Here is a 22,225-nt window from a genome sequence, read left to right as displayed (position 1 = left end):
CTGGAGGAGGGGAAAACAATGCGTTACGTACTTAATCGCATCGGTTTTTTTATCCTATCCTTATGGGCTGCAATTACGATAAACTTTATCTTACCCCGTATGATGCCTGGTAACCCAGCGGATGCTATGTTCGCAAAATTTCAAGGTCGATTAGACCCGGCTGCCATAGACGCTATGAAAGAAGCTTATGGTATTGGTCAAATGACTATATGGGAAGAATATATATCCTATCTGCATGGGTTATTAACATTTAATTGGGGCTTGTCTTTCATGCAATACCCGACGCCTGTAAGAGATATGATTGCACAAAGTGTGCCGTGGACGATAGGTCTTGTTGGTACAGCAACAATAATTTCAGTTTTTGTTGGAACCGTATTAGGTGTTTACATATCCTGGAAAAGAAGAGGGTTCCTTGATAATACATTGCCAGTTGTATCGATGGCATTTCAAGCATTACCTTACTTTTGGGTAGCTTTACTATTTGTATTTGTTTTTGGCTTTAAACTGCAATGGTTTCCAATGTCGCACGCTTATGACCCTGGAATTACCAAAGGTTTTAACATCGAATATATTTCAAGTGTGCTGCATCACGCATTTATGCCGGGGCTAACCCTGATTCTTGGTGGACTAAGTGGTTGGATTGTAGGGATGCGTAATAATATGATTTACACACTAGGAGAAGATTATGTCACGTTCGCAGAGGCAAAAGGGGTTAAACCATCCCGAATTATGTTTTCCTATGCAGCAAGAAATGCCATCCTACCACAATTGACTAGCTTTGCTATTGCGATGGGAAACGTAGTAAGTGGAGCGATTTTAACAGAACAAGTATTTTCCTATCCAGGAATCGGAGACCAATTAACAAACGCAGTAACATCACAGGATTTTCCAGTGATTCAAACATCGTTCTTACTTATAGCTGTAGCGGTGCTTGTTGCTAACTTAATTGTCGACTTGTTATATAGTCGCTTAGATCCGAGGATTCGTACAGGGAGGGTTGAATAGTGAAACCAGAACTAAATTCATCTCATGAACCAAATATAGTAGCCCCGAGACAAAATTCTATTTTAAATTTTTTTCGTATATTCAAACCTTTCTTTACGAATGCAAAATCGGCAACGGGTTTCGTTATATTTTTAATCTTTCTGATTATAGCAATTTTTGCACCGTTGATTGCTCCTTTTTCACCGAGTGCTGCTATTCATATGCCTAATCTAGGGCCAACTGCTGAACATTGGTTCGGGACAACAAACACCGGTCAAGATCTCTATTCGCAGTTTATTTTTAGTGCTAGAAATACAATGGTTGTAGGATTTGGTGCAGGTATTCTAACAACAATTATTGGTTTGCTCGTAGGTGTTACCTCAGGTTACATTGGCGGTATAACCGACTCTATTTTGAATTTCTTTACGAATCTCTTCCTAGTAATGCCAGGGTTAGCGTTATTAATCGTTATTCAAGCTTACTTGCAAGCTTCAACACCTTATTTAACAGGTTTAATTATTGCCCTAACAGGATGGGCGTGGGGTGCACGTGTTTTCCGGTCCATGACAATGACACTTGCAAACAGGGATTTTATATTAGCTGCAAAAATGTCAGGAATGTCTTCTTTCCGAATTATGTTTACACAAATCTGCCCAAACATGATGTCGATTATTGCAGGTAATATTATGTTCGCGACATTAGGAGCAATTCTAGCGGAAGCTGGTCTGGCTTTTCTAGGTTTCCAAGACATTAATTCGATTAGCTGGGGAACGATGCTCTATTGGGCAAGTAATAATAGCGCCATGCTAAGGGGTGCTTGGTGGTGGTTTATTCCACCTGGAATAGGCATTGGCTTAGTAGGACTTAGTTTAGTGCTCATGAACTTTGCAGTTGATCAAATCACCAATCCTCGTTTGAAAGCACAAAAAAGGAGGAAGAAGCATGGAAAAACAGCCAGTGCTAGAGCTTAAGAATGTTTCAGTTGGTTATGATTCACCAGCAGGGATGGTTCAAGCGGTAAATGATGTTTCATTAACAATCTATGAAAATTCAATTGTTGGATTGATTGGAGAATCTGGATCAGGTAAATCTACACTCGGAAATGCGATCATACACCTTCTAAAAAACAATGCTGTATTAACAAATGGAACAATTAAAGTAATGGGCAAAGATGTTTACGGGATGGGTAAAGAAGAATTGCGTAAGTTCCGCTGGAGTCAAATGTCAATGGTATTTCAAAGTGCTATGAACGCTTTGAATCCAGTATTAACGATTGAAGCGCAATTTCTTGATGTATTTCTCAGCCATCACAAAAACATGTCAAAAAAAGAAGCAAGAGCAAAAGCGATTGAGTTAATGGAAATTGTAAGCATTGACCCGACACATCTGAAAAGCTACCCACACGAACTATCAGGTGGTATGAGACAAAGAGTTGTTATTGCAATTGCAATCGCCCTTGACCCTAAACTAGTTATTATGGATGAACCAACAACAGCACTAGATGTTGTTGTACAACGCTCGATTCTAGATAAAATTAAAGAAATTCAGAAAGTAAAAAAATTCTCTATTTTATTTATCAGTCATGACTTTAGTTTAGTGTCTGAGCTAGCTCAACAAGTTGCAATCATGTATGCTGGTAGATTTGTGGAAATAACAGATAGTGAATCACTAAGTCAACTAGACAAACACCATCCGTACACACAAGGGCTTATAAACGCTATTCCACAGTTGACTGCGGATGAAGTGACAATTGAAGGGATACCTGGTAATCCACCAGATCTTGTGGAATTACCGAGCGGGTGTGCGTATCATCCACGGTGTCCGTTTGCGAATGAACGATGTGAGACAGAATTACCAGTTATTAGCAAAGTTGAAGATAGGAGTATTGAGTGTCATCTATATGACAAGGAAAGAGAAGAGGTGTTTAAGTCATGAAAGAAGCAGCAGTCTTAAATGAATCTCAGACACTAGTTCAGGTAGAAGATTTAACTATAAAATTTCCAGTTCGCGGAAACAGGCAGAAAAGGTTCATTACTCCTGTTGACAAAGTTAGCTTGGAGATAAAAAAGGGTGAAGTGTTGGCGCTAGTTGGTGAATCTGGTAGTGGAAAAACTACGATTGGAAGAGCATTAGTCCGATTGCTAAATCCGTCAGGCGGAAAGATTATCGTTGATGGAAATGCTATTAGTGAATATAAAGGGAAAAAATTAAACGAGTATAGAAAAGTAGCTCAAATGATTTTCCAGGATCCATTTGGATCATTAAATCCAGTTAAAAAGATTGAAAGTCATCTAACATTCCCTTTGAAAAAGCATCAGGGGTACAAAGGAGAGCCGTTAAACCAAAAAATTTCCGAATTACTTCTTAAAGTTGGCTTAACACCTGTAAATGAAATTAGACAAAAATATCCACATGAATTATCAGGTGGGCAAAGACAACGGCTGGCTATCGCTCGAGCATTGGCAGTTAATCCACAATTTATTGTTGCAGATGAGCCTACCTCGATGTTGGATGTATCTATACGAGCTGGAATACTACAACTATTGAATGAATTGAAAAGAGACTTAGAATTATCCTACTTATACATCACTCATGACTTGGCTTCCGCTCGTTATTTTGGCGATCGGATTATGGTTTTATATGGTGGTAAAGTCATGGAAATTGCAGAATCAAAAGAATTAATAAAAAATCCACTAAATCCATATACACGACTATTACTTTCCGCCACACCTGGAAGTGAATCGCAAGTCAATTTAAAAGATATGTCAAACAATCCACCTGATTTAAGCGAAGGCAGGCAAGGATGTCCGTTTGTCCCTCGTTGTCCATTAGCTACGGAAGTTTGTAATGAAACAATGCCATCTCTAGATGAAGCAAAGAATGGTCATTTAGTAGCCTGTCATCATTATGAAAAAGAAATATTTTAGTATGGAGGGATGGTTGTCGTCTTCTTTGAGCAAAAGGAGCTGACAGGCGTCCTTTTCGTTCTTTTTTTAAATCGTAAATTTACGCGGTCAATCTACTAATGTTAAATAACTTCATTATTTCCCTTAGATAGACATGCCTTTTCTAAGTAGGTTATAATCTGGGTTAGTACGATGGCACAACCATTTTAATTGGATGCATAAAGAAGGAGAACGGAAATGCTAACAATATACGATATTGCAAAAAAAGCTGGTGTGTCTGCGGCAACTGTTTCAAAGGTACTTAATGGACGATCTGATGTAGGGCAAAAAACGGTTGAGAAGGTCAAAAGGATAACGGAAGAATTAGGTTATTATCCTAATTCTGTCGCAAGAGGGTTGGCTACTAAAAAATCCAAAACGGTTGGTATTTTCTTTGAGGATCACTTGAATAGCGGATTCCGACATCCATTCTTTCAAGATATTTTAGCAAGCTTTAAGGATGTAATAGGAGAGCGTGGGTATGATTTATTCTTTTTTACTAATAACCATCCAGAGAACAAAATTAACACATTTGGAGACCGTGCTATTCACCGAAACGTGGATGGATTGTTTTTATTAGGCGTTCCAAGAACCGATGAAAATTTAGATTCAATCGTCCGTAGCGGGATTCCATGTATGTCTATAGATTTAGATTTAGTAGGACCCCGAGCAAATTACCTTACATCCGATAACGTTGGTGGAGCCGTAATTGCATTAGAGTATCTGATTGAAATGGGTCATAAAGACATCGCTTTTATTACCGATTATTTTTCTACAAAGCCAGGCCATGATCGATTGGAAGGCTACAAACAAACAATGAAGAAACACGGACTTTCCATTAATAATAGCTGGATTGAATTAAGTGATTTTACAGAGCAAGGTGGTTATCGATCCACCGTGAAGCTGTTATCAGCAGCATCAACACCAACAGCAATTTTTTGTGCTGGTGATATGATGGCAATTGGTGCAATGAGGGCGATTAGTGAAAAAGGTTTTAAAATAGGGGAGGATATTTCTGTAATCGGTTTTGATGATGTAAATCTATTAACCTACATAACTCCCAAGCTAACAACAGTCCGACAAAAGAAAGATATAATGGGAGCAACGGCTGCCAAGGAATTACTCAAGATGATGGAAGACAGTAACTACAGTCCGAGTCCTTTTACGATTGATACGGAATTAGTCATAAGGGATACTGTTTCAAAATTAAATTAGTTAAATCTAATACTTTAGAAGACGAATCTTGTTCTAGGATTCGTTTTTTTGATACTGGGTCGGCTGCGCTACTATTCTCTTGCCTGTCATGATTTTGAATCTATAAAATGAATCAAATTAAGTAAATGATCTGATTTGAATATAGCGAAGGTAACTTTAGAAGTTTTAGTTTAGTTTGTGACATAATAATTGGTGGGAACGTCTATATAAAAAAAGACGTGATTGGGAGTGTATGGATGAAAAAGCTAATAATGCTTGTTTTACTACCTCTCGTGCTGTTAGGTTGTCAGCCAGAAAAGTTATCTACTATTCAGTTAGAGGATGAAATCGTCAAGGTCAATATTTCTGAATCAAATGGATTCTATGAAATTAATCCTAATTTTTTTCTTGAGATAGACGATGAAAATACTATCGAAACGATAACGGAGGCAATAATAACATCAGAAAAACAAATGGGTTCTGTTGATATGGCTGATCCTGAATATGATATGAGGGTTGGTTATGCAAATGGAAACTTCCATGACTTTCATGTATGGTTGGGGGAAAAAGCAACATTGATGGAACTTGAAAACACGGAAACTATTTACTACGTATCCTCAGAAATGACAGATAAGTTAGAACAGTTAATTAATAAGTAAAGCTATAACCGAGGTGAGGATTTTTGATCCAAATTAGAGAGTTCGAACAAAGTGAAAAAGACATAGAGTTTTTGACTGATATGTTGTATGAATCGATTCATATGCCTGACAATAAGCCATCTAAACATGAACTATTAAATTCGCCCACTATTAAAAAGTATAGTGAGGGATGGGGAAAACTAGGTGATAGAGCATTAATTGCTGTTAACGATGATAATATTCCTGTTGGTGCTGCGTGGTATCGCCTGTTTAATGAAAATCAAAAAGGTTATGGGTACGTTGATGATAAAACTCCTGAACTAAGTATCGCATTAAGTTGTGAAGCAAGAGGTAAGGGAGTAGGTACTCTACTTATGAAAAAACTATTAGAAGCTGCTTCTAAGGATGGTTATCCATCACTTTCTTTAAGTGTGGACCCTAATAACTCGGAAGCTGTGCAGCTATATAAGAAACTTGGATTTATACAATGTGGGTCATCAGGAACATCTTGGACGATGATCTATCATATTTATTCCAAGTAATTAGTTCGGATGTGGCAACTCTTGAAGAGCTAAATAGAAGCAACAAATCTTAAAGTAATGTACAATAGATATAACGAACATACGTTTCAAGGGGGATCACAATGAAGAAAGCGCTATTAGTTATAGACGTTCAAAACGGGATGTTTCAAGAGGAGAATGTTGTATTTGAAGGAAAAAGGTTGCTTGAAAATTTGAAAAGTTTAATTGCCCAGGCGCGTTCTGCCGCGACCCCCATTTTCTATATACAACATAATGCACCTGTTGGTAAACCTTTAGAGTATGGCACAAATGGTTGGGAGATTCATCAAGCAATTAATCCCCAAAAACAAGATGTTATTATTCAAAAAACTACGCCTGATTCATTTTTCAATACATCATTAGAGGATGAGCTTAAAAAACAAGGGATCGAACATCTAGTAGTTACAGGAATTCAAACAGAAGCATGTGTGGATACAACGTGTAGAAGAGCATTTAGTATGTTGTATAAAGTGACTTTAGTTTCCGATGCACATAGCACTTGGGATTCGCAAGATATTACTGCCCAACAAATTATAAATCATCATAACAGCGTATTACGTTGGTTTGCTGATGTTTACTCAATGAAAGATATTTCGTTTGATAGCTGATTTTGAATTTACATTAAAATTGGAGAATTTGTTTTTCGGGTGGGTAGGAGGGGGATGTAAATTGAAAAAGAAAAATAAATTCATGGAAACTCCATCAGTGATTCTACTCATGAGTATAGTTGCGTTGGTACTAGGAATCGGTGGTATAAATCGTTTGTTAAATGCAGAAGGAATGTATGACATATTTATAGGGGTTTCTCTTGCAATTACTGGATTTACAGCTGGTGTTTTAAGTGTTAGGCAATATAATCTAATGAAAAAACAACGAGTTCGTGATACAACTAACTAATATGGGCTATTTTTAACAACCTGTTAGACTCTATCGCTAATGAACATAATTATACAGAGTGATATGAAGAATAGGTTGGGATTTTGAATCAATTATGTCCAATAGTATTAGAAGTTGTATCTTTTTGTTGTTAAAAATAGAGCTCATAAAACTCAATTAATCGTATGAATCTTCGTCACCTTCTTATATGTGAGTAGAGCAATGATAAATCAGCAAACGCTATTTAAACAAATGGTGAAGGTGGTGGTATTACTTTTGTTTTCTAGCTCCTTGTTCCAATTATATGACGTAAAATAAGTTCCTTCTACTAACTTCAATTAAAACTAAACTGAAGCGTTATTGTTCACAACCACCCGATCATTCCTCAAACAAACTAAGAAACACATCAGCAATTGCAGGGTCATATTGTGTTCCTTTATTTTTACGAATCTCATCAAGCCCATATTTCACATCAAGGTTACTTCGATAAATACGATGGGAGGTCATCGCATCAAAGCTATCAGCTATCGCTACTATTCGGGCAACTAACGGAATGCTATTTCCCTTTAACCCTCTAGGGTAACCTGTACCATCATATTTTTCGTGGTGATACAAAACGATATCTAGAACACCGTTGCCTTTAAAGGTGGCGACGTGTTTAATGATTTCATAGCCAATCTCTGGATGTGTCTTAACTTTATCGTATTCTTCCGTAGTTAGTTTATCTGGTTTAGTTAAGATGTTTTCAGGAATTCCGATTTTTCCAATATCGTGTAACAATGATCCTATGCGAATAATATTACATAATTCTTTTGATAGTTTTAACCTAACTGCAATTTGCAGTGCGTATTTAGCGACATTTTCAGAGTGATGTAACGTGTACGTGTCTCTGGAATCCAATGCGTTGGCAAGTGCTACCGTTAATTCTATATTGTCTTGCTTTACTTTTTGAATATTTTTCATTAATTGTACTGTGATAAATGTAATTAAAAAATATGTTAGCAAATAAATTAAAAAAGTAGCCACACTTAGAACATGGTCTGAGATAAGGAAAAATCTACAAAGGACAATCACAACATTAAGAAGCATTAAAATCCAAATAGAAGCATTATAAAAACCTATGCCTAAAAATACTGCAGCAAATATATATAAAATAAAAAAATTGCTAGTTTCATGAATAATGATGCTCAGAACCTTACTAACAAGTAAAAGTATTACAAAAGCATAGCGAAAAAGAGTAGGATTATTGATCGATAAGTACTTACTAAACATAGAGCTCCTCCTATTTCCGCAATCAAGCTTGGATAATGTTAGTGTTACCAAAAAAATTACAGGAATGTAAGGTGTATTAATATAAAAAAATGCCTGGAATCTATTCCAAGCATTCTATGCCTTACGACGAATAAGACAGGATATGTTGATATAAATCTAACGGTCGTTCTTCAGATACTAAATGACCAGTCTTTTCGTAAGTAATTAGCTCTGCATTAGGGAGATCCTTGACCATTCTTTCACCGACATGTACAGGTACGACTTTATCTTCTTCTCCCCAAATCAGTAAAGTGGGAATTTCAATCCCGCGTAGCTGTTCACTCGATAAATCACCTTCACGATAGCGTAATAACCTTAGCAATGATGTGTAAAAGTTTTTATCTTTAAATGGTCTTGCGAATTCGCGCATATGGTCTTCCGTAATCAAAGCATGGTTATAAAATACATTTTCTAAGTTTTGTTTTATGTTCTTATTGCGAATGTATTGTTCTACCATAAAGCGGAAGAAGGGTAAATAAGAGCATGCAACCAACGTTCTATGTGTGCGTTTTAAATAGCCAGAGCTGCATAATAGTATTAACTTCTTTACCTTCTGAGGTATTTTTTTCGCTGTGTACAAGGCGACTTGGCCACCCATGGAATGTCCAACAAGGATAACATTTTTTAGACTGAAATGTTTCATACAACCTTCAATTATTTCTGCATAGTTGGAAAAAGAGTAAATAAATTTTGCTGATTTTTCGCTTCTTCCAAAACCAGGCAAATCAATGGCAACTACTGAAAAATTTTCAGCTAAAAGTGGCATGATTTGGTTGAACGTGTAAGTTGATGAAACAAATCCATGGATGAGAAAGATTGGCGGCTTTCCATTTAACAAATATTCACAATAAATGTTAATACCTGCAATTGAGATGATTTCCTTTTTAATTTCGCATTCCTTCACACTTCAACACTCCATCTTTGTTCAATCAGTTTTCGTTAAGGGTAGTCACAGGTGCACGTTTGCACGAATAACCATCCTGCTATGGGCGTATTTTTACCTTATTCGATTATTCTATGCTATACCCTTTAGAAAAGTGAGCAAACTAAATATGTGTCCCACAGTTGGGACACATATGTTTTAACGGTGTTTATCATACGTAAGTGGCTTTGAAATGGTTTGTAAGGATTTATATTGTTGCTCAGTTAACGGGGCCGCGTGCTGGTAGCTCAAATTGTTTTCTAATTGTTCGGCCGTGCTCGCACCAAAAACAGCACTTGCGACAGCAGGGTGTTGGAGTACGTATTGCAACGATTGGACCGTATTATTTTTTGACGCTAGCTTATCTACCATGGCTACTAGTTCTTCGTAAGTGTAATCCAGATAGCCATTTTTACCTTTTTCTTCTACTTTTGTGCTTGCTTGGTCACTGAGCATTCCTTTGGCCATCGGTCCTCTTGCAACAACGCTAATGTCATTTTCATGAAGCATATCAAGAACCGTTTCTTCCGGTCTGCGATCAAATAAGCTATATTGCATCATAACACTCACGATGTTTGATTTTTTTACATATTCCCGAATCACATTTGGTCTAATCGAAGAGATGCCATAATAACGGATAAGTCCTTCTTGCTGTAGTTGTTCAAACGCTTCGATTGTTTCATCAATGGGATCATCGATGGTACCACCGTGTAGTTGATATAAATCAATATAGTCTGTGTTTAATCGTCGCAAGCTTTCTTTTACTTGGTTGACGATATAAGCCTTTGACGGATCCCAAAACCATTCGCCATTTTCTTTTAAATGATTGCCTACTTTTGTAGCGAGAACGACTTGATCACGTCTACCTTTCAGCGCCTGGCCGACGATTTCCTCATTTCTACCTTTGTCATATAAATCGGCAGTATCCAAATAATTAATGCCTGCGTTTATTGCGTGGTCAATAATATCTTGCGCCTTTGCTTGTTCTGTACCTAGTGACATACACCCAAGCGAAAGCTCGGACACGTATAAGTCTGATTTACCTAGTCTGTTTTTGTTCATATGATTCATCCTTTTTGATTAGTTACTTTCATTGTAGAAATAATACATGCTAAACTCAACTAATGTGAATGCTAATCATGCTAAAATAGAAAATATAGCCTTTCTGAGAGGGGAATGTACAATGATAAAATTTGAAGAGAAAACAACGCAAACAGAAGAAATCTTTACAGGTAAAGTGATAAACCTACGAGTAGATGATGTGTTATTACCAAATGGCAAAACATCTAAGCGTGAAATAATAAAGCATCCCGGTGCAGTAGCGGTGATCGCAATCACTCCTGACGAAAAAATAGTTTTTGTAGAACAATATCGTAAAGCACTTGAGAAAAGTATTATCGAAATACCCGCTGGAAAAATGGAAACAGGCGAGAAACCGGATGTTACAGCTTTAAGAGAATTGGAAGAGGAGACTGGGTACACAACAGAGCAGCTTACTTATGTAACATCGTTTTATACGTCACCAGGATTTGCAGACGAAATTATTTATATTTATGAAGCAGAAAATTTAAAACAACTACATATATCAAAAGCTTTAGATGAAGATGAATTTGTTGAACTAATGGAATTAAGTTTAGATGAAGCAATCCAAATGGTAAATGAACAACGGATCCATGATGTTAAAACCGTTTATGCTATCCAATACTTACAATTAAAAGGAATGAAATAGGTGTCTTTATCTACTTATTATGCTGATTTACATATTCATATCGGAAGAGATCATCACGGTAATCCAGTCAAAATAACCGGATCGAAAACATTAACGCTAACGAATATATTGCAAGAAGCAAATCATAGAAAAGGGATTGATCTAGTCGGAGTGATTGACTGTCATGCTCCGGCCGTACAACAAGAAATTGAGCAATTAATCGGAGAAGGAAGTGCCTATGAATTGGAAGGCGGTGGTATCCGGTTTAAAGATGTTACCTTATTACTAGGTTCTGAAATTGAAATCTATGATGAAAATTGTAGAGGGCCAATTCATGTGCTCTGCTTTTTGCCGACGTTAATTAAAATGAAACAGTTTACTGGCTGGCTCTCGGAACGAATGACGAATATTAATCTCAGTTCACAGCGGTATTATGGCACAGCTAAACAACTGCAATATAAGACAAAAGAGTTAGGTGGGCTGTTTATCCCTGCACACGTCTTTACGCCTTTTAAAAGCTTGTATGGCAAAGGGGTGGAGCAGTCGTTAGCGGAAGTGCTTGATGCTGATCTGGTCGATGCTATCGAATTAGGATTAAGCTCTGATACACCAATGGCAGACCAAATAAGCGAGCTACATAACTATACGTTTTTAACTAATTCTGACGCACATTCATTAGCAAAGATCGCGAGAGAGTATCAGGCAATAACGATGGAGCATCCCTCATTTACGGAATTTGAATATGCCATTCATAATGTGGATGGGCGCTGCATCGATGCGAATTATGGACTGCATCCGTTGTTAGGAAAGTATTATAGTACAGTTTGTAGCTCGTGTCTGTCTGCAGTAGGTGAAAATCAAGCTTGTCAGAATTGTGGGTCTGTGAGCTCGGTTAAAGGTGTTTCCGATCGCATCCAAGAGCTAAAAGATACGAATCAACCTTCTTCAGCAAGACCGCCGTACATGTATCAAGTACCATTAGAATATATACCGACGTTAGGTCCGAAAACACTTAACAACTTACTAGCTGCTCTAGGGACAGAAATGTATGTCCTGCATAAAGCTACACCAGCTGAGTTAAAAAAAGTGGTCTCAAACAAAATTGCGGAAGCGATTTGTAGCATGCGAGAAGGTAATTTCGATATAGATGCAGGTGGCGGCGGTAAATATGGTAAAATACAGTATTCTATTAACGTAGAACCAAAATAATCGATTATATTTTTTGGTCTATTCTTTCAGTTTTCCTCATAGATTTGTACTACAAGAGTTAGTAGACGAATGGAGGATACTGATGTTAAAGAAATCAAATGTGGCAGAAGAACATATGCAAAATTATGCTGTCATTTATTTTTTTATGCTCGTGTTATTTTTAATAGGAATCGTGTTCGGGGCAGTTATTGTAAATAGCATGAACTTTATCCAGACGAACGATTTGTTCTTTTATTTAGATCGATTTTTTGTGCACATTACTGAGGAGCCGTTTATAAATACGCAAGAAATGTTTAAGGAAAGTTTCTTATATCACCTACAATTCATGTTATTATTATTTATATTGGGACTATCGATTATTGGCTTACCAATTATATGGATTTTGTTGTTTGTTAAAGGTCTTGTTGTTGGATTCACAGTCGGCTTTTTCGTTAATCAACTAGGATGGCAAGGTTTTTTGTTCGCAGCAGCATCGATTGCTCCTCAGAACTTTATAATTATTCCAGTTTATTTGATTGCAGCTAGTGTTGCGATGATTTTTTCGATGACATTATTACAAAAATTATTTTCTAGAAAACTACAACAACCAATATTGGCGCCTTTCATGCGCTATAGTGTGTTGTTTTTATGCTTAATGATTGTATTGGCAGCAGCCTCGTTTATCGAAGCATTTGTATCCAATAATGCGATGCAAATGGTGGTCGAATGGATGTACAATCAAGAATTATTATTAAGTAAGAAATAATTATTATTTATAAATGATAATTATTTTAATTGACACACATTTCCCCTCTGCTTATAATGAAAATGGACTTGTAAGGGGGGGTTTCATACATGGAGCATCGAATTGAACGGATAAAGAAACTACTGCATGCACAAAGCTATAAATTAACACCGCAACGTGAAGCGACGGTACGGGTGTTGTTAGAACGCGAAGAAGATCATTTGAGTGCAGAGGATGTTTACCTCCTTGTAAAAGATAAAGCACCTGAAATAGGGCTAGCAACAGTTTATCGAACACTAGAATTATTAACCGAACTTAAAATAGTAGATAAAATTAATTTTGGTGACGGCGTTTCTCGTTATGACTTAAGAAAAGAAGGTGCCACACATTTTCACCATCACTTAGTTTGTATGGAATGTGGATCTGTTGAAGAAATTGTTGATGACTTACTAGAAGATGTTGAGAAAATAGTAGAGAAGGATTGGGGCTTCAAAGTGAAAGATCACCGTCTAACATTTCATGGGATTTGTAGAAAGTGTCAAGGTGACACAAACCAATCTAACTTATAATCTTGTCTAATAAAGCCTTTTTCGTTAAAAGGCTTTTTGTCGTTGTTACGATTTTCTGGTCTGCAATTGTGGTATGATTAAAGTAATTAAATTTAAAAAGCAAATTTGTAATAAGGTTTAGTAATCACAAATATAAGGGTGTTTTTTGGAATACGCCTTTGCATTTCTCATATTATACGTATATTTGAAGGGCTTTTTGGCATATCTTTGTAATAGAAAACTTGTCTATGTATAAGGAGATATGATCATGAAGTCGATAATTACATTAATAAGAGAAACCTTAAAGATTTTTGTTATTTTTGTCGCATGTACATTACTTTTTTATTTCGGTCTTCGTGCGATGCATGCAGAGTATGAAAACTACCATCGCTATGATCCACCAGAAGGAAGAGCGATAAAAGTTTTTAACAACAATGAAGGACAGGATATAATCGACCGGATGTCTATCTTTTTTCGTTTAGGGGAGTAAGGATGCCATGCAAGATGAACTCAATGATTATTATCATTATTTACTTGTTGAAAGAGGCCTTTCAGATAACACGTTACAATCGTACCGTAGAGATCTGAAAGGCTACAGTACATATCTTTCAAGCCAATTACAAGTGAATCAGTGGGCAAATGTGGAAAGAACACATGTCTTACAATACTTGTATCATTTAAATGACCAAAAAAAATCAGCCGCTACAATAGCAAGAAGCTTGTCTTCAATTCGCGCCTTTCATCAATTTATTGTTCGGGAATACGGTGTGAAAAAGGATGCCAGCTTGCACATTGAAACACCAAAGAAAGAGAGGAAGCTCCCGAAGGTTTTATCATCTCAAGAGGTAGATACACTGCTATCGATTAATGGATCGGACCCACTATCGATCCGCAATCGAGCGATGCTAGAGGTACTATACGCTACGGGATTACGAGTTTCAGAACTAACATCCTTAAAAGTAACGGATCTACACTTAACGATGGGCTTTGTTCGTTGCTTTGGTAAAGGCTCGAAAGAAAGAATTATCCCACTAGGTGATTTAGCGAAAGAAGCTGTAGAAGCGTATTTAGCTCAAAGTAGAGACACATTAGTGCGAAAAAAAAGCACCGATGCCTTGTTTGTGAATCATCACGGAAGACCGTTATCAAGGCAAGGGTTTTGGAAGATTCTTAAAGGGATATCCAAACAGTTGGGGATTAATAAAGAGATCACACCGCACACGTTACGACATTCCTTTGCCACGCATTTATTAGAAAATGGGGCAGATCTTCGTTCCGTTCAGGAGATGCTAGGACATGCTGATATTTCGACAACGCAAATTTATACGCATGTCTCGAAAGCTAGATTAAAAGATATTTATAAATCATATCATCCTCGTGCTTAATAAATTCTATATTAAATACCTGAACAAAGTTTAGTGTAAGTGACTAGCGTGACTTCCATTATCTTCATACGAGGGTGAGGGGAGAGCGTGCAAAAGGTTTCGGTGGGACAATTAACTAATCGAAGGAAAGCTTTATTGAATTTGCACAGCAGAAACAAGGGTCTTTCTTGATTCCGGTCTTGTTCCGTAAGTCATAAACCAGCACTCTGCACTTTTGTTTTTAGCATAATTCTGCAAAATCATGGGAAAGTAAGCATGTTTATCAGATTAATGAACACTATTTCGTGGAAATAGAACTACTAGAAGAACGTAATGGAGGAATAATCATGCCTAAGTTTCAACGAATATTTTTAATTGTATTAGACTCCGTCGGGATTGGCGAAGCTCCAGATGCAGCAGCGTTTAATGATGTGGGTGCAGATACGCTAGGGCACATAGCGGAGCGTACAAATGGGTTACATATGCCAAATACGGCAAAGTTAGGATTAAGTAATATCAAAGAAATCAAAGGAATTGAAAAAGCAGATCATCCACAGGCACACTTTACGAAGATGGAAGAAGCTTCGAACGGAAAAGATACGATGACAGGGCACTGGGAATTGATGGGCTTACATATTGAACAACCTTTCCGCACCTTTCCGGATGGATTTCCTGATGATTTAGTGCAGGAACTAGAGCAGCGTACCGGTAGAAAAATTATCGGAAATAAGCCAGCTTCTGGAACAGAAATCTTGGACGAGCTTGGTGAAGAACATATGAAATCAGGTGCACTTATCGTCTATACCTCTGCCGATTCTGTGCTTCAAATAGCGGCGCACGAAGGCATTGTTCCGATTGAGGAACAGTATAAAATCTGTGAAATTGCTCGTGAGCTAACATTGAGGGAAGAATATATGATTGGACGCGTGATTGCTCGGCCATTTATCGGTGAACCTGGCGCGTTTGAACGCACGTCAAACCGTCATGATTATGCGCTTAAACCATTTGGTCGCACCGTCATGAATGAGCTTAAAGATGAAAACTTTGACGTAATAGCCTTAGGGAAAATATCTGATATTTATGATAATGAAGGTGTAACTGAAGCAGTTCGTACGAGTGATAATGAAGATGGCATGACAAAGCTAGTTGCTTCTATGGATCAGAACTTTAATGGCCTAAGCTTCTTAAACCTGGTTGATTTCGATGCCAAATATGGACATCGCCGCGACCCACAAGGTTATGCAGAAGCACTAGAAACTTTCGACCGTAGACTTCCAGAAGTATTGGATAAATTAAAAGAAGACGATTTACTTATACTTACAGCTGATCATGGTAACGATCCGACGCATCACGGTACCGATCACACAAGAGAATATGTACCGTTGCTCGTTTACTATAAAGGTCTACAGCAAGCAAAAGAACTGCCGATTAGAAAAACGTTTGCTGATGTTGGTGCAACTGTAGCGGACAACTTCTCCGTTAAATTACCGGAATACGGAAAAAGCTTTTTAGGAGATATTTAAATAAAGGTCACTTTTCGTAAGATTTATGGGTTTTATGCATTCATAGTTTAGCTAATCTCCGACGTAGTGCTTAGTGATGTGCTACAACGTCGCTGTGGAAAAATACGCCCTTTCCGCGGGGAACGCTCTACTCCTCCTCCCTCGCAAAGAGCGCTCACTGCGGGGTCTTCAGACTGTTCCTTTCCCGCTGGAGTGGCGTATTTTTCCACAGCTTAGGGTACTGTTACACCTTTTATGAAGTGTAGGGACGGAGCGGTGCACACCAAAGATCGTGAGCACCTAAGTACTACGACGCATTTTATTTCGTATACGCAACAACAATCTATTAGAAAACAACCTAAAGCAAAATAAAAGGGGGAAACAATAATGTCACTTCGACCATTAAAGGAAGCAACAACTTATATTAATAAACAAGTAAAGAAACAACCAACGATTGGTTTAATACTAGGTTCTGGTTTAGGCGTATTAGCGGAAGAAATTGAGGACAAGATTACGGTTGCTTATAAAGATATTCCGCATTTTCCAGAATCAACAGTACAAGGCCATAAAGGACAATTAGTGATTGGTCAGCTGCAAGGTAAACAAGTGATTGCAATGCAAGGAAGGTTCCATTTTTACGAAGGCTATACGATGGAACAAGTAACATTTCCAGTTCGCGTGATGAAACAATTAGGTATCGAAACAGTAATCGTAACAAATGCAGCTGGTGGGATTAATGAAAGTTTTGAACCTGGTGATTTAATGTTAATTACGGATCATATAAATAATATGGGTACTAATCCATTGATCGGACCGAACGAAGAATCATTAGGTGCAAGATTTCCAGATATGTCGGAAGCCTATGATCGAAAATTAGTCAACCATGCGAAAGCTTCTGCTGATTCGCTAGGATTAAAGGTACAAGCAGGTGTGTATGTGGCTAATACGGGACCTTCGTATGAAACTGCTGCGGAAATACGGATGTTACGGACTTTCGGGGGCGATGCAGTAGGTATGTCTACCGTCCCAGAAGTAATTGTCGCCAATCAGTCGAACATGCGTGTATTAGGTATTTCTTGTATTTCTAACATGGCTGCTGGGATTTTGGACCAACCATTATCACACCAAGAAGTAATGGATACGACGGAAAAGGTACGAGAAGATTTCCTTAGATTTGTAAAACAAATCGTGGAGACACTTCCAGAAACAACAAAAGGTTAAGGTGATCACATGCGGATGGTAGATATAATTCATAAAAAAAGACTAGGAGAAGAGCTGAATACAGAAGAAATTCAGTTCTTTATCCAAGGTTATACAACGGAGACGATACCAGACTACCAAGCATCAGCTCTTTTAATGGCGATCTATTTTAAAGGGATGACTGAAAATGAAACAGCCACGTTAACGCAAGCAATGGTAGATTCAGGGGAAACAATCGATTTATCAGCCATCGATGGCCCAAAAGTCGATAAGCACTCTACCGGTGGTGTTGGTGATAAAACGACACTAATTACAGGACCATTAGTAGCTTCTGTAGGTGTTCCAGTCGCGAAAATGTCTGGACGTGGGTTAGGTCATACCGGTGGAACGTTAGATAAACTCGAATCAATCGCAGGCTTGACGGTAGAACTGACAAAGGAAATGTTTGTCGAGAATGTTAACACTCACAAGCTCGCAGTAGCTGGTCAAACAGGAAATCTAGCACCTGCCGACAAGAAGCTGTATGCCCTACGTGATGTAACAGCAACTGTCGAGTCGATTCCTTTAATAGCAAGCTCGATCATGAGCAAAAAGCTAGCATCTGGTGCTGAAAGTATCGTTTTAGATGTAAAAACTGGCTCAGGTGCCTTCATGAAGACGGTAGAAGATGCGACGTCTTTAGCGAACGCTATGGTTAAGATCGGTAACAATTTAGAACGAAATACAGTGGCAGTAATTAGTGATATGAACCAACCGCTAGGGTTTGAAGTTGGTAATGCCAATGAAGTGAAAGAAGCGATTGAAGTATTGCAAGGAAAACCTGTTGCTGATTTACGACGCCTAGCGCTTGAACTAGCTTCACACATGACCGTGCTCGCTGGTGTATTTGACTCCTATGAGCTGGCTTATCATGCCTTAGAGAAAAATTTGGATAATGGTAAAGCATTTGAAGCTTTTAAAGCGTTTGTTGCTGCTCAGGGTGGCGATGTTGCCATGATCGAAGACGTAACAAAGCTACCTTCAGCGAAGCATCACCTTGAGGTTACCGCTGAAACAGAAGGATATATATCAGAAATAGATGCAGAAGCGATTGGAATAGCTGCCATGTTCTTAGGTGCCGGTAGAGCAGCAAAGGATGATCAAATCAATTATGGTGTAGGAATTACACTTCACAAAAAAATTGGTGACAACGTTAAAGCTGGTGAAGCATTAGCTACCTTACATTATGATCAAAAGAATAGTCTCGATGATTCACACAATAAAGTTAAAGGTGCTTTTAACATTTCAACAACGCCTGTTGACACGAAGCATCTCATTTACAAAGTAATAAAATAAGGCTCTTTTCGTAGAAGTTGTTGCACTTTATGTCATGTTTGAAACGAAATCCGTCGTAATGTAAAGAAATGCTCCAATTTCGCGGGAAACAGCGTGGTGCGGAATAGACAGGCAGAGTTGCTTAACACGTTACGCTGAAGTTTAGCATTTTGCGCATTAACAACAATCTTGTAGAAAACAGCTAAAATAAAAATAACTTAGGAGTATTTGCTCCTAAGTTATTTTTTTTGTTATAAAAATGAGACTTCATGGAAAAAATACTAGATACTATGATTATTTGGAGGTTAGTCCATGAAAAAGTACATATTACTGACACTAATTAGCACCATGATCTTTGCTAGTTTAGGAACGGCTCCAATCCTTGCAGAAGAAAGTGGTGACGAGGACAAAAAAGAAAATACAGAAAATCAGTTGAATTTAGCAGAAAGTGCTCAATCGGCAATCTTACTTGAACGAGACACAGGGAAGATTATTTACGAAAAAAATGCACACGATCAACTGCCGCCAGCAAGTATGACAAAAATAATGACATTAATTTTGATTATGCAAGCACTAGATGAGGAGACGATTAAACTAGATGAAAAGGTCCGCGTCAGTGAAAATGCAGCCTCAATGGGTGGGTCACAAATTTTTCTTGAAGCTGGAGAAGAAATGACCGTAAAAGACCTGTTAAAAGGCGTTGCTGTTGCATCAGGAAATGATGCTAGTGTCGCTTTAGCAGAAAGAATTGCCGGTAGTGAAGATGCATTTGTACAAATGATGAACAATAAAGTCGCTGAACTTGGTTTAGAAAATACGCGTTTTCAGAATACAACTGGTCTACCAGTAGATGACCACTATAGTACCGCATATGACATGGGTGTTATGGCGAAGGAATTGTTAAAGCATAAGGAAATTACAGAATACACAAGTATATATGAAGATTATTTGCGCAAAGGTACCGAAGATGAGTTTTGGCTCGTTAATACAAATAAACTCGTCAAGTTTTACCCTGGCGTAGATGGATTAAAAACAGGTTTTACAACATTAGCGAAGTATTGCTTAACGGCAACTGCAGAGAAGAATAACATGCGGCTAGTGGCAGTAGTTATGGGAGCAGAGACACCGAAAAAGCGAAATAGTGATGTTTCTCAAATGCTTGATTATGGTTTTGCAAGATATGAAACGACACAATTATTTAAGCAAAATCAACCTGTCACTAAATTAAATCTTATTAAAGCAGATCAAGATAATGTTGATATCATTACAGAAGATTCTGTTTCTATCCTACATGAAAAGGGCAAGAAATTAGAGGATGTTAGTACAATCGTTAAATTAGATAATGACTTACAACTACCTCTCAAAAAAGGAGATAAAGTTGGTGTCTTACAAGTAACAAACAACAATGAATTGTTGTCAGAGACAGAAATAGTCGTTAGCAAAGATGTTAAAAATGCTAATATTTTCACGTTATTCAAGCGGTCCTTTGAAGAATTGTTGAAAAACCGATAATAAACACTTCTTTTTACGAATTAGCACTTCTTTTGTCGACTAGAAGGATTTTCGCTTACACATCAAGAAAAGATTCACTACAGAAAGTAAAAGGAGGAATAAAGTAGTGAGTCTTTCTATTGAATTATCAACGAAAGAAAATGTGTTATTAGTCCGTCTAACAGGTGAGCTAGATCACCATGCAGCGGAAGACTTAAAGAAACAATGGCAGAATGCTTTGTGGGAAAAGAATGTGAAACACGTCATTTTAAACTTAGAGCAATTGGCTTTTATGGATAGCTCAGGCCTAGGCGTTATTTTAGGAAGGTATAAAGAGGTCATGCAGTTAGGTGGAGAAATGGTTGTCTGTTCTATTTCCCCGGCAGTTAAACGTTTGTTTGAATTGTCAGGGATGTTCAAAATTATTCGCTTAGAAGATAGTGAAGAATTTGCCCTATTAAGCTTGGGGGTGGCGTCATGAAAAATTCCATGCAGTTAGAGTTTTCAAGTATTAGTGCAAATGAATCGTTTGCCCGCGTGACAGTAGCAGCATTCGTAGCGCAGATTGATCCAACAATGGATGAGCTAACGGAAATAAAGACAGTTGTTTCTGAAGCAGTTACCAATAGCATCATTCATGGCTATGACAATCAAACAGATCAGAAAATTTACATTGCTTGTAGTATTGATGAAGAGCAAGTCGAGCTAACGATAAGGGATGAGGGTGTTGGCATTGAAAATGTCGATGAAGCAATTCAGCCTTTATACACCTCTAAGCCTGAATTAGAAAGGTCAGGAATGGGTTTTACTATTATGGAGAACTTTATGGATAAAGTGGAAATTACTTCAGGTCCAAATGAAGGTACAACGATCAAATTGATCAAAAATTTCTCAAAGAGTAAAACCTTATGCAATTAAGGGGATGCCTATGCAAATGAAAATAAAAAAGTCGGAAAAGGATGAGCAACTGACCGATAAAGAGGTAAAGGCATATATATACCAAAGTCAACATGGAGATCAGGATGCACGAGATATATTGGTAGAAAGAAATGTGCGACTCGTTTGGTCTGTTGTGCAGCGTTTTATAAACCGCGGGTACGATCCGGATGATTTGTTCCAAATTGGATGTATCGGATTGTTGAAATCAATTGATAAATTCGATTTATCCTATGATGTTCGCTTTTCTACTTATGCTGTCCCAATGATTATTGGGGAAATACAGCGGTTTATTCGGGATGATGGCAGTGTTAAGGTAAGTCGTTCTTTAAAAGAATTAGGGAACAAGATACGTAAGAAAAGGGACGAGCTAACAAAAGAAATGGGGCGGACGCCAACAATAAACGAGCTGGCGATTGAACTAGATTTGCCGCCAGAAGATATTGTACATGCTCAAGAGGCTGCGAAACTTCCGCATTCGATTCATGAAACTGTCTATGAAAATGATGGTGACCCAATTACGTTACTCGATCAAATCGCCGACCAAGACACAAAATGGTTTGACAAACTCGCGCTACAAGAAGTCATTTCCAGTCTTGAAGAAAGAGAACGACTGATTGTCTACTTGCGATATTATAAAGATAAGACACAATCAGAAGTTGCAGAAAGGTTAGGGATATCACAAGTACAGGTGTCCCGCTTAGAGAAGAAGATATTGGATTTTATAAAAGACCAAATAGGTGTTTAGAAAAATCACGAGCGAGGAGTCCAAAGCTGGCTCGCCGCATAAAAAAGTATT

25 protein-coding genes are annotated in these 22,225 nt (G+C 37.8%); 22 read left to right on the top strand and 3 right to left on the bottom strand.

What is annotated here, in order from left to right; translation table 11 throughout:
- Positions 1-18: 18 nt before the first annotated feature.
- The 9 genes from ACI6MV_RS04665 to ACI6MV_RS04625 all read left to right on the top strand — a co-directional run bounded on the left by ACI6MV_RS04665 (position 19) and on the right by ACI6MV_RS04625 (position 7,218).
- Positions 19-1,005, top strand: a complete 987-nt coding sequence (locus ACI6MV_RS04665) for an ABC transporter permease (protein WP_407268810.1) — start codon at positions 19-21, stop codon at positions 1,003-1,005.
- Entirely contained in the window at positions 1,005-1,955 is a 951-nt protein-coding gene (locus tag ACI6MV_RS04660; protein WP_407268808.1) for an ABC transporter permease, read from the top strand. The genes ACI6MV_RS04665 and ACI6MV_RS04660 overlap by 1 nt, the downstream gene beginning before the upstream one ends.
- Positions 1,927-2,919, top strand: a complete 993-nt coding sequence (locus tag ACI6MV_RS04655; RefSeq protein WP_407268806.1) for an ABC transporter ATP-binding protein — start codon at positions 1,927-1,929, stop codon at positions 2,917-2,919. The genes ACI6MV_RS04660 and ACI6MV_RS04655 overlap by 29 nt, the downstream gene beginning before the upstream one ends.
- Positions 2,916-3,911 (top strand): ABC transporter ATP-binding protein, encoded by a 996-nt coding sequence (locus ACI6MV_RS04650; RefSeq protein WP_407268804.1) that lies wholly within the window; start codon positions 2,916-2,918, stop codon positions 3,909-3,911. The genes ACI6MV_RS04655 and ACI6MV_RS04650 overlap by 4 nt, the downstream gene beginning before the upstream one ends.
- A 216-nt stretch (positions 3,912-4,127) precedes the next feature.
- Entirely contained in the window at positions 4,128-5,144 is a 1,017-nt protein-coding gene (locus tag ACI6MV_RS04645; protein WP_407268801.1) for a LacI family DNA-binding transcriptional regulator, read from the top strand.
- Positions 5,145-5,380: 236 nt separating this feature from the next.
- Entirely contained in the window at positions 5,381-5,782 is a 402-nt protein-coding gene (locus ACI6MV_RS04640; RefSeq protein ID WP_407268799.1) for a YhfM domain-containing protein, read from the top strand.
- A 23-nt stretch (positions 5,783-5,805) separates the two neighbouring features.
- Entirely contained in the window at positions 5,806-6,303 is a 498-nt protein-coding gene (locus ACI6MV_RS04635) for a GNAT family N-acetyltransferase (RefSeq protein WP_407268797.1), read from the top strand.
- A gap of 101 nt (positions 6,304-6,404) precedes the next feature.
- Positions 6,405-6,929 (top strand): cysteine hydrolase family protein, encoded by a 525-nt coding sequence (locus ACI6MV_RS04630; protein ID WP_407268795.1) that lies wholly within the window; start codon positions 6,405-6,407, stop codon positions 6,927-6,929.
- Positions 6,930-6,990: 61 nt separating this feature from the next.
- Positions 6,991-7,218: a hypothetical protein gene (locus ACI6MV_RS04625; protein ID WP_407268793.1), complete on the top strand. Its 228-nt coding sequence runs from the start codon at positions 6,991-6,993 to the stop codon at positions 7,216-7,218.
- Positions 7,219-7,575: 357 nt separating this feature from the next.
- Here ACI6MV_RS04625 and ACI6MV_RS04620 read toward each other — a convergent pair whose 3' ends face one another.
- The 3 genes from ACI6MV_RS04620 to ACI6MV_RS04610 form a co-directional block, all read right to left on the bottom strand.
- Entirely contained in the window at positions 7,576-8,469 is an 894-nt protein-coding gene (locus ACI6MV_RS04620; RefSeq protein ID WP_407268791.1) for an HD-GYP domain-containing protein, read from the bottom strand.
- 121 nt (positions 8,470-8,590) lie between these two features.
- Entirely contained in the window at positions 8,591-9,412 is an 822-nt protein-coding gene (locus ACI6MV_RS04615) for an alpha/beta fold hydrolase (protein ID WP_407268789.1), read from the bottom strand.
- A gap of 177 nt (positions 9,413-9,589) precedes the next feature.
- The gene (locus ACI6MV_RS04610; protein WP_407268787.1) at positions 9,590-10,492 is read right to left on the bottom strand and encodes an aldo/keto reductase; all 903 of its coding nucleotides are present in this window, start codon (positions 10,490-10,492) and stop codon (positions 9,590-9,592) included.
- A 121-nt stretch (positions 10,493-10,613) separates the two neighbouring features.
- Between ACI6MV_RS04610 and ACI6MV_RS04605 the strand changes: the two genes are divergently transcribed.
- From ACI6MV_RS04605 to sigF, 13 genes are all read left to right on the top strand, one after another.
- Positions 10,614-11,159, top strand: coding sequence for an NUDIX hydrolase (locus ACI6MV_RS04605; RefSeq protein WP_407268785.1), 546 nt, complete (start codon positions 10,614-10,616; stop codon positions 11,157-11,159).
- Complete coding sequence (locus ACI6MV_RS04600) at positions 11,160-12,347, top strand: endonuclease Q family protein (RefSeq protein ID WP_407268783.1); 1,188 nt, start codon at positions 11,160-11,162, stop codon at positions 12,345-12,347.
- A gap of 82 nt (positions 12,348-12,429) precedes the next feature.
- Positions 12,430-13,092 carry a stage II sporulation protein M gene (gene spoIIM / locus ACI6MV_RS04595; RefSeq protein WP_407268780.1) on the top strand — a complete coding sequence of 221 codons (663 nt, stop codon included), beginning with the start codon at positions 12,430-12,432 and terminating at the stop codon, positions 13,090-13,092.
- 89 nt (positions 13,093-13,181) lie between these two features.
- Complete coding sequence (fur, locus tag ACI6MV_RS04590) at positions 13,182-13,640, top strand: ferric iron uptake transcriptional regulator (protein WP_407268778.1); 459 nt, start codon at positions 13,182-13,184, stop codon at positions 13,638-13,640.
- A gap of 247 nt (positions 13,641-13,887) precedes the next feature.
- Positions 13,888-14,109, top strand: coding sequence for a YqzK family protein (locus ACI6MV_RS04585; protein WP_407268776.1), 222 nt, complete (start codon positions 13,888-13,890; stop codon positions 14,107-14,109).
- Between the two features lie 7 nt (positions 14,110-14,116).
- The gene (xerD, locus tag ACI6MV_RS04580) at positions 14,117-15,004 is read left to right on the top strand and encodes a site-specific tyrosine recombinase XerD (RefSeq protein ID WP_407268774.1); all 888 of its coding nucleotides are present in this window, start codon (positions 14,117-14,119) and stop codon (positions 15,002-15,004) included.
- A gap of 326 nt (positions 15,005-15,330) precedes the next feature.
- The gene (deoB, locus tag ACI6MV_RS04575; protein ID WP_407268772.1) at positions 15,331-16,506 is read left to right on the top strand and encodes a phosphopentomutase; all 1,176 of its coding nucleotides are present in this window, start codon (positions 15,331-15,333) and stop codon (positions 16,504-16,506) included.
- A 366-nt stretch (positions 16,507-16,872) separates the two neighbouring features.
- Complete coding sequence (locus ACI6MV_RS04570) at positions 16,873-17,706, top strand: purine-nucleoside phosphorylase (RefSeq protein WP_407268770.1); 834 nt, start codon at positions 16,873-16,875, stop codon at positions 17,704-17,706.
- A 9-nt stretch (positions 17,707-17,715) separates the two neighbouring features.
- Positions 17,716-19,020, top strand: coding sequence for a pyrimidine-nucleoside phosphorylase (locus tag ACI6MV_RS04565; protein WP_407268768.1), 1,305 nt, complete (start codon positions 17,716-17,718; stop codon positions 19,018-19,020).
- Between the two features lie 291 nt (positions 19,021-19,311).
- The gene (locus ACI6MV_RS04560) at positions 19,312-20,511 is read left to right on the top strand and encodes a D-alanyl-D-alanine carboxypeptidase family protein (RefSeq protein ID WP_407268765.1); all 1,200 of its coding nucleotides are present in this window, start codon (positions 19,312-19,314) and stop codon (positions 20,509-20,511) included.
- A gap of 106 nt (positions 20,512-20,617) precedes the next feature.
- Positions 20,618-20,971, top strand: a complete 354-nt coding sequence (gene spoIIAA / locus ACI6MV_RS04555; RefSeq protein ID WP_407268763.1) for an anti-sigma F factor antagonist — start codon at positions 20,618-20,620, stop codon at positions 20,969-20,971.
- Complete coding sequence (gene spoIIAB, locus ACI6MV_RS04550) at positions 20,968-21,408, top strand: anti-sigma F factor (RefSeq protein WP_407268761.1); 441 nt, start codon at positions 20,968-20,970, stop codon at positions 21,406-21,408. Before spoIIAA ends, spoIIAB begins: the two co-directional genes overlap by 4 nt.
- Before the next feature lie 10 nt (positions 21,409-21,418).
- The gene (sigF, locus tag ACI6MV_RS04545; RefSeq protein ID WP_407268759.1) at positions 21,419-22,174 is read left to right on the top strand and encodes an RNA polymerase sporulation sigma factor SigF; all 756 of its coding nucleotides are present in this window, start codon (positions 21,419-21,421) and stop codon (positions 22,172-22,174) included.
- Positions 22,175-22,225 lie beyond the last annotated feature (51 nt).

Origin of the sequence: Radiobacillus sp. PE A8.2, assembly GCF_045635475.1 — a bacterium.
In the GTDB taxonomy this organism is placed as follows: domain Bacteria; phylum Bacillota; class Bacilli; order Bacillales; family Amphibacillaceae; genus JBJGXI01.
The sequence above is the reverse complement of the archived record's forward strand: the minus strand, read 5'-3'. Positions and strand labels throughout refer to the sequence as shown.